Source organism: Arthrobacter sp. 2RAF6, from assembly GCF_052115205.1.
GTDB lineage: Bacteria > Actinomycetota > Actinomycetes > Actinomycetales > Micrococcaceae > Arthrobacter.
This window is the reverse complement of record NZ_JBFRGF010000002.1, coordinates 52,345-64,728: the sequence shown is the minus strand read 5'-3', so window position 1 is coordinate 64,728 and position 12,384 is coordinate 52,345. Positions and strand designations below refer to the sequence as shown.

General features: G+C 64.4%; 11 protein-coding genes and 2 tRNA genes. 9 read left to right on the top strand and 4 right to left on the bottom strand.

What is annotated here, in order from left to right; translation table 11 throughout:
- The first annotated feature begins 2 nt into the window (after nt 1-2).
- Together AB4Z38_RS01780 and AB4Z38_RS01775 are read left to right on the top strand one after the other, a co-directional pair.
- Nucleotides 3-1,067 (top strand): 3-isopropylmalate dehydrogenase, encoded by a 1,065-nt coding sequence (locus tag AB4Z38_RS01780; RefSeq protein ID WP_441428119.1) that lies wholly within the window; start codon nt 3-5, stop codon nt 1,065-1,067.
- 135 nt (nt 1,068-1,202) lie between these two features.
- Entirely contained in the window at nt 1,203-2,315 is a 1,113-nt protein-coding gene (locus tag AB4Z38_RS01775; RefSeq protein WP_441428118.1) for a branched-chain amino acid aminotransferase, read from the top strand.
- A gap of 117 nt (nt 2,316-2,432) precedes the next feature.
- Here the strand turns inward: AB4Z38_RS01775 and AB4Z38_RS01770 are convergent, their stop codons facing one another.
- Nucleotides 2,433-3,173, bottom strand: a complete 741-nt coding sequence (locus AB4Z38_RS01770) for an SGNH/GDSL hydrolase family protein (RefSeq protein WP_441428117.1) — start codon at nt 3,171-3,173, stop codon at nt 2,433-2,435.
- A gap of 154 nt (nt 3,174-3,327) precedes the next feature.
- Between AB4Z38_RS01770 and AB4Z38_RS01765 the strand changes: the two genes are divergently transcribed.
- The 4 genes from AB4Z38_RS01765 to AB4Z38_RS01750 all read left to right on the top strand — a co-directional run bounded on the left by AB4Z38_RS01765 (nt 3,328) and on the right by AB4Z38_RS01750 (nt 7,268).
- Entirely contained in the window at nt 3,328-4,110 is a 783-nt protein-coding gene (locus AB4Z38_RS01765; RefSeq protein ID WP_441428116.1) for an MBL fold metallo-hydrolase, read from the top strand.
- A 55-nt stretch (nt 4,111-4,165) separates the two neighbouring features.
- Nucleotides 4,166-4,942, top strand: coding sequence for a fumarylacetoacetate hydrolase family protein (locus AB4Z38_RS01760; protein WP_441428115.1), 777 nt, complete (start codon nt 4,166-4,168; stop codon nt 4,940-4,942).
- An 86-nt stretch (nt 4,943-5,028) separates the two neighbouring features.
- The gene (gene gltX / locus AB4Z38_RS01755) at nt 5,029-6,543 is read left to right on the top strand and encodes a glutamate--tRNA ligase (RefSeq protein WP_441428114.1); all 1,515 of its coding nucleotides are present in this window, start codon (nt 5,029-5,031) and stop codon (nt 6,541-6,543) included.
- 11 nt (nt 6,544-6,554) lie between these two features.
- A complete protein-coding gene (locus AB4Z38_RS01750; RefSeq protein ID WP_253257138.1) occupies nt 6,555-7,268 on the top strand; it encodes an HAD family hydrolase in 714 nt (237 codons plus the stop codon).
- An 11-nt stretch (nt 7,269-7,279) separates the two neighbouring features.
- On the opposite strand, the gene AB4Z38_RS01745 is transcribed toward AB4Z38_RS01750, so the two are convergent.
- Nucleotides 7,280-8,743 (bottom strand): hypothetical protein, encoded by a 1,464-nt coding sequence (locus tag AB4Z38_RS01745; protein ID WP_441428113.1) that lies wholly within the window; start codon nt 8,741-8,743, stop codon nt 7,280-7,282.
- Nucleotides 8,744-9,085: 342 nt separating this feature from the next.
- On the opposite strand from AB4Z38_RS01745, the gene AB4Z38_RS01740 reads away from it, so the two are divergent.
- Nucleotides 9,086-9,157: transfer RNA gene (locus AB4Z38_RS01740), tRNA-Gln, on the top strand.
- 172 nt (nt 9,158-9,329) lie between these two features.
- A tRNA-Glu gene (locus tag AB4Z38_RS01735) sits at nt 9,330-9,402 on the top strand.
- Nucleotides 9,403-9,469: 67 nt separating this feature from the next.
- Here AB4Z38_RS01735 and AB4Z38_RS01730 read toward each other — a convergent pair.
- Nucleotides 9,470-10,033, bottom strand: a complete 564-nt coding sequence (locus AB4Z38_RS01730) for a DUF1697 domain-containing protein (protein ID WP_441428112.1) — start codon at nt 10,031-10,033, stop codon at nt 9,470-9,472.
- Between the two features lie 60 nt (nt 10,034-10,093).
- On the bottom strand, nt 10,094-10,813 hold the full coding sequence (locus AB4Z38_RS01725; RefSeq protein ID WP_441428111.1) for an IclR family transcriptional regulator: 720 nt from the start codon (nt 10,811-10,813) through the stop codon (nt 10,094-10,096).
- Between the two features lie 112 nt (nt 10,814-10,925).
- On the opposite strand from AB4Z38_RS01725, the gene leuC reads away from it, so the two are divergent.
- On the top strand, nt 10,926-12,380 hold the full coding sequence (leuC, locus tag AB4Z38_RS01720; RefSeq protein ID WP_441428110.1) for a 3-isopropylmalate dehydratase large subunit: 1,455 nt from the start codon (nt 10,926-10,928) through the stop codon (nt 12,378-12,380).
- The last annotated feature ends 4 nt before the right edge of the window (nt 12,381-12,384 follow it).

Below are 12,384 nucleotides of genomic sequence, written 5' to 3'. Positions count from 1 at the left end.
ACATGAGCGCAACGCATCCCTCCGCAACGATCAACCTGGCTGTCATTCCCGGCGACGGCATTGGCCCCGAAGTCATTGCCGAAGCCCTCAAGGTCCTGGAAAAGGTCGTCGCCGAAGAAGGCGTCACCTTGGAGCAGACCGAATACAAGCTTGGAGCCCAGCACTGGCTTGAAACCGGCGAGACCCTCCCGGACGAGGTCCTGGCCGATCTGCGTACCCGCGATGCCATCCTGTTCGGCGCTGTCGGCGCCGCCCCGGGGGACACCCGCATTCCTTCCGGCATCATTGAACGCGAGATGCTGCTCAAGCTCCGCTTCAGCCTGGACCACTTTGTGAACCTGCGCCCCTCGCGGCTCTATGGCACGGTGGGCAGCCCGCTGGCCAATCCCGGAATCATCGATTTCATCGTGGTTCGAGAAGGTACCGAGGGTCCGTACGTCGGCAACGGCGGTACGCTGCGCGGAGGGACGCCCCATGAGGTTGCCACCGAAGTGTCGCTCAACACGGCCCACGGCGTCGAGCGCGTCGTCCGGGACGCCTTCCGCCGCGCCAGCGAGCGGCCCCGCAAGCACGTGACCCTCGTCCACAAGCACAACGTCCTCGTCTTCGCGGGCCACTTGTGGAAGCGCACCGTCGAGGCCGTGGCCAAGGAATTCCCCGAGGTCACCCACGACTACCTGCACATCGACGCCGCGACGATCTTCATGGTGACCGACCCCTCCCGGTTCGACGTGATCGTCACCGACAACCTCTTCGGAGACATCATCACCGACCTTGCCGCGGCCATCACCGGAGGCATCGGACTGGCAGCCTCAGGCAACATCAACATGGACCGCACCGCGCCCTCCATGTTCGAACCCGTCCACGGCTCCGCCCCGGATATCGCCGGACAGCAAAAAGCGGATCCCACCGCGGCCATCCTGTCCGCGGCCTTGTTGCTGGACCACCTCGGCTACACGACCGCTGCCCGCAGGGTCGAAGCCGCCGTCGTCGCCGACATCGAAAGCCGCAATGGCGATGGCCGCAGCACCGCGGCCATCGGCGACGCTATTGCGGCCGCACTTTAGGGCCTGCACTGGCACTTGAGGGTCTGTGCCCGGGCGTAAGCTTTACTTGAATTATTTACCTGCTGCCGTGGTCCGTCGCTGAACCATATCCTCCAAGAGATGGTTCGCTCTGCCTGGTAGCCGACTGGAGGAAACATGACTCAGACTGCCCACGGCGTCGAATTCAGCCAGCAGCTCTCGGAGACCCCGAAGTCTGCTGAGGAGCGTGCAGCTATCCTGGCAAACCCGGGATTTGGCGACTACTTCACCGACAACACCGTCATTGTCGACTACAGCGTCGACGCAGAGGGCAAGGGCGGCTGGCACAGTGCCCGCGTCGAGGCCTACGGACCGATTTCACTGGATCCTTCGGCTGCAGTGCTGCACTACGGCCAGGAGATCTTCGAAGGCCTCAAGGCATACCGCCACGCTGACGGCTCAGTGTGGACGTTCCGTCCCGAGGCCAACGCCGCGCGCCTGAACAAGTCGGCCCGCCGCCTGGCCCTCCCGGAACTGCCCGAGGAATACTTCCTCGGCGCCATCCGCGAACTCGTGCAGGCGGACAAGGAATGGGTTCCGTCCGGCGACGGCGAAGCCTTGTACTTGCGCCCGTTCATGATCGCCACTGAGGCATTCCTAGGTGTCCGCGCCGCCCGCGAGGTCTCCTTCCGGGTCATCGCCTCTCCGGCCGGCAACTACTTCGGCGGCGAACTCAAGCCGGTATCCATCTGGATCTCCCGTGAGTACGCGCGCGCCGGCCGTGGCGGAACCGGTGCAGCCAAGTGCGGTGGAAACTACGCCGCATCCCTGATTGCCCAGATGGAAGCCGAGGAGAACGGCTGCAAGCAGGTCCTCTTCCTGGACCACTTCAACGACGACGCCGTCGAGGAACTCGGGGGCATGAACGTCTTCTTCGTCATGAAGGACGGCTCACTCGCCACACCGGCACTCACCGGAACCATCCTTGAAGGCGTGACCCGTTCTTCCGTCATCCAGGTGGCGAAGGACATGGGCCGCGAGGTTTCCGAGCGCAAGATCACGCTCGCGGAATGGCGTGATGGCGTGGCTTCCGGCGAAATCGCCGAGGTCTTCGCTTGCGGAACCGCGGCCGTCATCACCCCGATCGGCGTGCTCAAGGACAAGACCGAGTTCATCGGCTCCGAGGACGCCAAGGCAGGCGAAACCACCATGGCCATCCGCGAGCAGTTGCTCGGTATCCAGACCGGAACGGTCGAGGACAAGCACGGCTGGCTCACCCGCCTGGCCTAAGTCCCCACCGGCTCCCAAGCCTCGCAAGCTCGGCTCGGGTCCCTCGCCGGCGTGGGCCCTTCTTTGAGAGTGTCCGACGGCGGCCTCCCACTTTGGTGGGCGGGTCGCCGTCGCCGTTTAACCAGCGAGCGGGGTGTTACCGGGGCTGGCTTGCTGGATCCGCGCTCCGATGAGAGCTTCCATCGTGGCCTGCAGATAGTGCTGGCCCGCGGCGGACGGGTGATCGCCGTCGGGACCAATGAGGTCCGCGGCATCGTCCATGATCCAGCCGAGGTCGATCGGATCAACGAACTCGGCGCCGGCTTTCAGGGCAGCCGCTTTGTCCTGGTCGCGGATGTCGAGCCTTTCCGCTTCGGGCGTGCTCGTGTACGACGGCGGCCCGACCACCAGGATGTCGGCTCGGGGAGCGCGGGACTTGACTGAGGCGAACGCCCGGGCGGCCGCAGCCTCGGTTTCTCCGGGGCCGGTGCCCATGTCATTTTCTGAACCAAAGAACAACACCAAGCGGGTCTTGTCGGTTACCGCCGTGTCCACTTGGGAACCGAAGGTCGATCCGTTCTCGCCGACGCTGACATAGCCGCTGCCATCATGCGCGGCATTGACGATGGTCGCTTGGAACTGTTGAAACCCGGGATCGTTCTCCACCAGATTGGGCCATGCCTCGGCAGGGGAGGTGCCGTGACCCGTGCTGAGGGAGTCTCCGATGATCACCACGGTGGGTTGGGCCTGGGCCGCGGCGGACCGGGGTCCAGTATCGGAGGAACAGGCGCTGAGGAGTGCGAGGACGGAAAAGCAGACCGTGGCGATCGCCGTCGTCGTCCGCAGAGGTTGTCTTCGTCGGGTTCGACTCCGCAACACCTCGACTCCTCCTCCGCAACTGTCCAGATGTATCCGTCCCAGTGCTTTGGCACCATGCTACGTCGTGTGCCGTGCCTGCTTCTTGCCTCCTGCCTCTTGGAACCGGGCTTCCCGTTGCCGGGTCCGGCGCATGGGCGTGTGCCAAGATGGAGAAGTGAATCCGGTCAATGACGCCTCTTTCCAGAACAGCAGCCTGCTCACCCGTTCGCGGCTCGCGCCAAATCCGGGTCCGATGAGCCTCGACGGCACCAACTCGTACGTCATTGCCGCGCCGGAAGCTGCCGGAGTCGTCGTCGTCGATCCCGGGCCGCTTGACGAACCGCATCTCGCGGCCTTGGCCGCCACAGGAACTATGGAGCTCGTTCTCATCACCCATCGCCACAAGGACCATACGGAAGCCTCTGCCCGCTTCCACGAACTCACCGGCGCGCCCGTCCGCGCGGCGGATCCTGCGCACTGCCACGGGGGCGAACCGTTGCGCGGTGGCGAGGTCATCGAGGCTGCAGGCGTTGAGATCCGGGTGCTTGCCACGCCGGGCCACACGTCGGATTCGGTCTGCTTCCACCTTCCGGGCGACGGAACGCATGGCTCTGTGCTGACGGGCGATACCATCCTCGGACGCGGAACGACCGTCCTGGACTATCCCGACGGAAGATTGGGGGACTACCTTTCCAGCCTCGACACACTCGAAAGCCTTGGTCCGGCAACGCTCTTGCCCGCGCACGGACCAGTGCTGCCGGCTGTCGACGCCGTGTGCCGCGAGTACCGGGCCCACAGGGAGATGCGGCTGGACCAGATCCGCGAAGTCCTCGCGCGGCTCGGGACCCAAGCCGAGGTCCAGGCCGTCACCGATGCGGTGTATCCCGACGTCGATCCTTCCGTGCGGTGGGCGGCTGAAACTTCGGTGGCGGCGCAATTGGACTATCTGCGCGGCTAGCGGACACCTCCCACAGCGCGCATAGTGGCCACCTGCGGACGGTACGCTAGAACCCATGCGTATCGCCCGGTTTGTTGTTGATTCTGATCCCGTCTACGGCGTCGTCGAAGGTGAGCCCGGCAGTGAAGTCATCACTGTCATCCATGGCGACCCCTTCTTCAACGGCGTCGAGCGGACCTCGGTCCGCCACAAGCTGGAAGACGTGCGCCTGCTGGCACCGATCATTCCGCGCAGCAAGGTCATCGGCGTCGGACGGAACTTTGCCGAGCATGCCCGAGAACTCGGCAATGAGGTCCCGCAGCACCCCCTGCTGTTCTTGAAGCCGAACACCGCCGTCGTTGGCCCCAACGATCCCATCGTGTTGCCTGAGTTCTCGGAGGAAATATCCTTTGAGGCCGAACTCTGCGTTGTCATTGGCCGCATTTGCAAGGATGTGCCCGAAGACCGGGTGGACGATGTCATTTTCGGCTACACCTGCGGCAACGACCTCACGGCCCGCGACGTCCAGAAGACAGACCTGCAATGGGCACGTGCCAAGGGATTTGACACCTCCGCGCCGCTCGGCCCGTGGATCGAGACCGAACTCGACCCCGAGGACCTCGCCATCAAGGGCTGGCTCAACGGTGAACTCCGCCAGGACGGCAGCACGAACCAGATGATCCGCAGCGTGCGGGAGCTGGTGTCGATCGTTTCGCAGGCTTTCACCCTCCTTCCGGGTGATGTCATCATGACCGGGACTCCTGCCGGCGTCGGCCTGGTCCAGGAGGGCGACCGCTACGAGATCGAGATCGAAGGCATCGGCCGCTTGTCCAACCCGGTAGTCCGCCGATAGAGGTTTGGCGGCCCGCCCGAGAGTGGCTTTCTGCCAAGTGGCACTGGGCTTTCCGCCCGGCGGCACGGGGTAAAGTTGGAACCATTATGACTACTGTTGCTGCGTCGAACTCTGCCGCCATTCCTGCCGTGAACGCCGAAACCCCGGTCCGCGTCCGGTTCTGCCCCTCACCCACGGGAACTCCGCACGTCGGGTTGATCCGTACGGCCCTCTTCAACTGGGCCTACGCGCGGCACACCGGTGGCAAACTGATTTTCCGGATCGAGGACACCGACTCGGCCCGCGACAGCGAGGAAAGCTACCACCAACTGCTTGACGCTTTGAAGTGGCTCGGCATCGACTGGGACGAGGGCGTCGAGGTTGGCGGGCCGCACGAACCGTATCGCCAGTCGCAGCGCAGCGACATGTACCAGGACGTCATCGCCAAGCTCAAGGCCGGCGGTCACATCTATGAGTCGTACTCCACTCCCGAGGAGATTGAAGCTCGGCACCGCGCCGCCGGCCGCGATCCGAAGCTCGGTTACGACGGCTTTGACCGCCACGTTACCGAGGAGCAGCTCGCCCAGTACAAGGCCGAGGGCCGCAATGCCGTGTTGCGCCTGCGCATGCCGGACGAAGACCTGACCTTCAACGACCTTGTGCGCGGGGAGATCACGTTCAAGGCGGGCTCCGTGCCCGACTTCGCCGTGGTTCGTGCCAACGGAGCCCCGCTGTACACGCTGGTGAACCCGGTTGATGACGCACTCATGGGCATCACGCACGTCCTCCGCGGCGAAGACCTGCTCAGCTCGACTCCGCGGCAGATCGCCCTGTACCGTGCCCTCTACGCCATCGGCGTGGCTGAGTACATGCCCGAGTTCGGCCACCTTCCCTACGTCATGGGCCAGGGCAACAAGAAGCTCTCCAAGCGCGATCCGGAATCCAGCCTGTTCCTGCACCGTGAACGCGGCTTCATTCGCGAAGGATTGCTCAACTACCTGTCCCTCCTGGGCTGGTCCCTGAGCGCCGACGAGGACATCTTCACGGTAGAGCAGCTCGTGGCCAACTTCGACATCCACCACGTCCTGGGCAACCCCGCACGCTTCGATATCAAGAAGGCCGAAGCCATCAACGGAACGCACGTGCGGATGCTCACTCCGGAAGATTTCCGTCAGCGGCTCGTGCCGTACCTGCGTGCCGCAGGCTTCGTGGGGGAGATCCTGACTTCGCGCCAGGAAGAGATCCTTGCCGAGGCCGCACCGCTGGTCCAGGAACGGATCACCCTGCTGGGCGAGGCTCCCGAGATGCTCGCCTTCCTGTTCAAGAACGACGAAGCAATCGACGTCGCCGACGACGCCCGCAAGGGTCTGCCGGAGAACCTGAGCGAGGTGCTGGACGCTGCGTTGGCGGCCTTGGAGCCCCTCGCGGACTGGACAGCTGAAGGCATCCAGACAGCGCTCAAGCAGGCCCTGGTGGAGGATCTCGGCATCAAGCCGCGCCTCGCGTTCGGCCCAGTGCGCACGGCAATCTCCGGCCGCCGGATCTCGCCGCCGCTGTTCGAATCTATGGTCATCCTGGGCAAGGATTCCTCGCTCACCCGCTTGCGCGCATTTCGCGGCTAGTCAGGCACTCCGTGATCAACGCACTTCATGAGTCATTCGGCACGGTCCGGGGTGTCCTGTTCGACATCGACGACACCCTGGTGGACCTTGAGTACGCCATGACCACGGCCCTTCGTGACGTGAGCGAACACCTCCTGCCCGGCCTGGACCAGGCCGGGTGGGAGAAGTTCGGACGGATCTTCACCCACGAAACCACGCATTTCTATGACCGGTACCTCGCCGGTGAATTGACGTTCAACGAGCAGCGCCTCCTGCGCGGCCGCGCAGCCCTCGGGCATTTCGGCGTGGAACTCGGGGGAGAGGACTCCCACACGTGGCTCAATGACTACTCGCGCCTGCAGCCCAGTTATGTCAGGGCCTTCAGCGATGTCCTGCCCGTCCTCGATGCACTGGATGCCGCGGGCATCCCCTATGGTGCCGTGAGCAACAACGTCCATGACTACCAGCGCGTCAAGCTCGACAGTGCGGGACTCGCCCGGGTCTCGGTCCTTGTTGGAACGGACACCGTAGGCGTGCCCAAGCCGGACCCCGCCATTTACCTGGAAGGGGTCCGTCGCTTGGGCACCACCCCGGCCGAGACCCTTTTTGTGGGCGACAACCGCCTTCTCGACGCCGACGGCGCCACGGCCGCCGGATTGCTGGGCATCTGGCTGAACCGCACCGGCGAGCTCGCCTCCGACTTTTCCGGCCGGGAAATAGACTCCTTGACGCGACTGCTCGCCTGAGGCTTCCGCGGCTACGCGCCCAGCCGGAACTTCCGCAGGAAGACGAACGTTCCGACCGAACCCGCTCCCAGGACGCCCACCAGTCCGAGCGCCGTGCCGGTGTCCGACTTTTCGGCCATGCTCGACGGCGATACCGCCGCAGCTCCTTGATGCAGTTCCGCTGTGCCCGCCGCGATTCGCGCATTTCCGTCCGCGAGTTTGTCGGCGCCGGTGGACAACTGGGCCGAGCCCGCGGCCAGCTTGGCATTTCCATCGGACAACTTGGAGGCGCCCGCCGCCAACGCAGTGGAACCGTCCAGGAGACCGGGGGAGGCGGGATCAGCAGGGCTGCCCTTGATTCCCGTCATCAACGAGTCCGTGCCCGCAGCCAAGCGGGATGTGCCGTCCGTCATGCTGGCCGTCGCCTTGAGGAGACCCGGATGCTCAGGGTCGCCGGGTACGCCGTCCATGCCCACGCGGATCTTTGCGGTTCCATCGGCGAGCATTTGGGTTCCAAGAACCACGCCCGGGGACGCTGGATCCTGGCTGTTGAGCTTCTGGGCGAGAGTGGCGAAACCGGCCGTCATCTTGCCGGTCCCCGCCGCGAGCTTCCCGGTGCCGTCGGCGAGCCGTCCGGTGCCGTCGTGCAGTTGCGCTGCTCCGGCCGAAAGCTGGCCCGCCCCGGCCCGCAATTGCGAGGCTCCGGCGTCAAGGCGATGCGCGCCATCGTTGAGCGCATTGATCTGCGCTCTCAGAGTCGCCAGGGGCACCACGCCCTGGATGCCGTTGGCGGCGTCGGCGAGTTGCTGGAGGCCTTGGGCCAATGCGGCGGAGCCTGTCCCCTTGGTGGGATCGTCTCCGGCGCCGGGGAAACCTTTGAGCTGATCCGTGCCCGCCGCGAGCCGGGCAGCGCCCGCGTCCAGTTGGGCCGCGCCGGCGTCGAGCTGGGCGGCTCCGTTGTTGAGCTGGTTCGCGCCGTTGTTTAGTTGAGTCGCGCCGTCGCCGAGATTGTTTTCAGCGTTGCCGCCCGGCGTCGGGGTCAGCGCCGCGGAAAGCTGCACGGCACCGGCCGCGAGCTTCTGTGCGCCGTCGTCCACCTTGTAGACTCCCGGCGCAAGCTTGGCGTCGACGTCATTTTGGATTTTCACGGCCCCTGTAGCGAGTTTGTCGGCTCCATCCTTCAACTGCTGGGCTCCCGGAGCCAGCTTGCCTTGGATTCCGTTTTGGACTTTTGATGCGCCGTCCGCGAGCTTGGCCGCACCTGTCCCGGCTTCCGCGGCTCCGCCCGCGAGCCGTGCCGCGCCGTCCTTGAGCTGGCCGGCGCCGGCCGAAGCCTGACCTGCGCCGTCATTGAGCTGCGCCGACCCTGCCGCGATCTTCCCGATGACCAAGGTGTAGAAGCCGAGGAACGCGATGAGCAGGAGTGCGAGTACGGCAATGGCGATTATCTGGGCACGGCTTCGTGTTCTGGTGGCAATTGCAGGGTTCGGTGTCATGGGCAATTCCTCTCGATGACTTCCCGACAGCGGCGCTGCTGTCAGGGATCCCCCCATGTGACGCAGCTAACAAGCGATTCGACCTGCAGCTGCGCCACGAAACAAGTGCGTGGCATTGGTTACCGATTGGTAACTTACCGAGAGTAAACCTAAGATCCTGTCGATTGCAAGGGTTTTTTCATGCCGGTATCGACATCGGCGGATCGTCGAGGGTCCACGCCGGGTCCGGTGGGGCCTGCGTGCTCGATTTGTGCGCATCGAAAGTCTCGGGTAAAGTAATTACTCGTGCTGAGGGGCACGGAGCGAAGGTTTACGCCATCGAATCCGGCCTAAAAGTGCCAATGGGATATGGTGTAATTGGCAACACTACGGTTTCTGGTACCGTCATTCTAGGTTCGAGTCCTGGTATCCCAGCTCTGAATAATTCGCATGGTTGTGCGGGAATTCGGAGTTTCAAAGCGGTTCGTCGATTTGAAACACTGTTGAATGTATGAAATACTCATTCAGCTTGAATGCAAGAAGCGGTATTCAAAAGTGCAGTAATTCAAAGTGTGTAGTTGAAAAGTGCTGTAGTTGTAATGTGCAAGGCCCCATCGTATAGCGGCCTAGTACGCTGCCCTCTCACGGCGGTAACGCGGGTTCGAATCCCGCTGGGGTCACAAAATGAGTCCCCCGGAACCGACAGGTTCCGGGGGACTTTTCTTTGCCTCGAATACGGGCGCCCGATCATTCTTCTTTCTGAAGGGCCCCTGCGGCGTCCCTGACCTTGATGAGCGTGCGCAGGTTCCGGGTAGTCGTGCTCGCCTTGTAGCGGGCCTTTGCGGAGAGCTTGCTGAAGGGGCTGTCCAAGGTGCCTCCCGCCGGGGCGAGCCAAGCCGAGGCCTCGGGGCCGAGCCGGACTTGCTCGACACCGCCCTGCACCGGGGCGCCGAGGGCTGTGCCGGCGTCGAATAGTTCGTCCAACATGGCCGCGTCCGAGGCGAGGGTGATGTAGCTGTGCGTGGTTTTGTCGTCGGCGGGATAAGGGCAGGCTTCCACCAATTGCGCAACCCGCTCCGCGGTCAGGACCACCACCCAGGCGTCATAGCCGAATGCTTCCCTCAAGCACTTTTCACACTGCTCCTTGACCCCCGCCGCGTCGAGCTCGCTCTGGAGCACTACGTTGCCACTGGCCAGCAGGGTCCTGACGTCAGTGAAAGGGTACGCCTTGAGGGCTGCTTTGAGGTCGGCCATCTTGATGTTGATCCCGCCAACGTTGATCCCGCGCAGGAACACGGCAAAGCTGTTCATGCGCCTACCCTACCTGCGCCCACAACCGGAGTGCCGCCGATGGGCACAGACGAGAAGCGCCTAGTCGTTGTTTTTGCGCAGCGCTTCCGTGAGTACCCGGGCGGCGTTGCTGACGACTTCGGCGTGGAGGCGTCCGGGCTGGCGGGTCAGGCGCTCGATAGGGCCCGAGATGGACACCGCAGCAATGACCCGCCCGGAAGGACCGCGCACGGGTGCGGAAACTGAGGCGACCCCAGGCTCACGTTCGCCGAGGCTCTGGGCCCAGCCCCGGCGTCGTACTCCTGCCAGGACGGTCGGCGTGAACCGGGCGTTCTGGAGTCCGTCCAGAAGGCGGTCGTGGTCTTCCCACGCCAGCAGGATCTGGGCGGCGGAGCCGGCCTTCATGGAAAGCTGCGTGCCCACGGGAATGGTGTCGCGCAGGCCGATGGGGCGCTCGGCCGAGGCAACGCAGACACGCCAGTCGCCCTGGCGCCGGAAGATTTGAGCGCTCTCTCCGGTGGCGTCGCGCAACTGGATCAAGACCGGGCCCGCAGAAGCGATGAGCCGGTCTTCGCCGGCCGCCGAAGCAAGCTCGACAAGGCGGCTGCCGAGGACAAAGCGGCCTTGGATGTCACGGCTCACTAGGCGGTGGTGGACGAGCGCCAGCGCCAGCCGGTGCACGGTGGGGCGGGCCAGGCCTGTTGCTGCCACAAGTTGAGCCAAGGTGGTTGGCCCCGCCTCAAGCGCGTCGAGCACCTGGGCCGCTTTATCGATGACGCCGACTCCACTAGAATTGTCCATGTAATGATATTGCCGTCTCAATATCTGAGATGCAAGTTGTTTCGCTGGCGAAGTTCGGATCGCTGATGTTCAGTGGAAGTAGTCAAGCCAACCGCAGTGAAGGGAGCAGGCCGTGGGAAAAACACTGGCCGAGAAAGTTTGGGATGCGCACGTGGTGCGCAAGGGCGAAGGCGAAGGAGCCAACGCCCAGCCCGATCTTCTGTTCATCGACCTGCACCTCGTGCATGAGGTGACCTCCCCGCAGGCCTTCGAGGGCTTGCGCCTGGCCGGACGCCCCTTGCGCCGCCCCGACCTCACCATCGCGACGGAAGACCACAACACGCCAACGCTGGACATCGACAAGCCCATCGCCGATCTGACCAGCCGCACGCAGATCCAGACCCTGCGCAACAACTGCAAGGAGTTCGGAGTCCGCCTGCACTCGCTCGGCGACGCCGAACAAGGCATTGTGCACGTTGTCGGCCCGCAACTGGGCCTCACCCAGCCCGGGATGACGGTGGTATGCGGCGACTCCCACACCTCGACCCACGGCGCCTTTGGGGCGCTCGCCATGGGCATCGGCACCTCCGAGGTGGAACATGTCATGGCCACCCAGACGCTGTCCCTCAAGCCATTCAAGACCATGGCCATCAACGTTGAAGGCACCCTGCGCCCGGGCGTTTCGGCAAAGGACATCATTCTGGCGGTCATCGCCAAGATCGGCACAGGCGGCGGCCAGGGCTACGTGCTGGAGTACCGTGGCTCCGCCATCCGGGCGCTCTCCATGGATGCCCGCATGACCATCTGCAACATGTCCATCGAAGCCGGTGCCCGCGCCGGTTTGGTGGCTCCGGACCAGACGACCTACGACTACATGTACGGCCGCCCGCACGCCCCGCAGGGCGAGGAGTGGGATGCCGCCGTCGAATACTGGAACACGCTGCACACCGACCACGACGCCACTTTCGATGTCGAGGTGGACCTCGACGCCGATACCTTGGAGCCGTTCGTGACCTGGGGGACCAACCCGGGACAGGGCATTTCGCTCAACGAGGCCGTGCCGTTCCCCGGCGACTTCGGTGACGAGAACGCCAAGCTGGCGGCCGAGCGCGCGCTGCAGTACATGGGCCTCGAAGCCGGAACGCCCATGAAGAACATCCGGGTGGACACGGTCTTCCTCGGATCCTGCACCAACTCCCGCATCGAGGACCTCCGCGCCGCCGCCGATGTCATCCGTGGGCGGGAAAAGGACCCCAAGGTCCGGATGCTCGTGGTCCCCGGTTCGGCACGCGTCCGCCTTGAGGCCGAAGCAGAGGGCCTGGACAAGGTGTTCAAGGAATTCGGCGCTGAATGGCGCTTTGCCGGCTGCTCCATGTGCCTGGGCATGAATCCGGACCAGCTGGAACCGGGGGAGCGCTGCGCATCCACCTCGAACCGCAACTTCGAGGGGCGCCAGGGCAAGGGCGGCCGCACGCACTTGGTTTCGCCGGTGGTAGCTGCAGCCACGGCAGTACGCGGGACGCTGAGCTCGCCTTCGGACCTGGAGCCCGCCTCGGTTTCCGTATCCACCACCACCGACGCCGCCTAGGAGG

Bases quoted from the DNA above. Each gene is read 5' to 3' on its own strand.
- AB4Z38_RS01780 (WP_441428119.1), top strand. From the start codon at position 3: ATGAGCGCAACGCATCCCTCCGCAACGATCAACCTGGCTGTCATTCCC.
- AB4Z38_RS01745 (WP_441428113.1), bottom strand. From the start codon at position 8,743: ATGACACCGAACCCTGCAATTGCCACCAGAACACGAAGCCGTGCCCAG.
- AB4Z38_RS01760 (WP_441428115.1), top strand. From the start codon at position 4,166: ATGCGTATCGCCCGGTTTGTTGTTGATTCTGATCCCGTCTACGGCGTC.
- AB4Z38_RS01775 (WP_441428118.1), top strand. From the start codon at position 1,203: ATGACTCAGACTGCCCACGGCGTCGAATTCAGCCAGCAGCTCTCGGAG.
- gltX (WP_441428114.1), top strand. From the start codon at position 5,029: ATGACTACTGTTGCTGCGTCGAACTCTGCCGCCATTCCTGCCGTGAAC.
- AB4Z38_RS01730 (WP_441428112.1), bottom strand. From the start codon at position 10,033: ATGAACAGCTTTGCCGTGTTCCTGCGCGGGATCAACGTTGGCGGGATC.
- AB4Z38_RS01725 (WP_441428111.1), bottom strand. From the start codon at position 10,813: ATGGACAATTCTAGTGGAGTCGGCGTCATCGATAAAGCGGCCCAGGTG.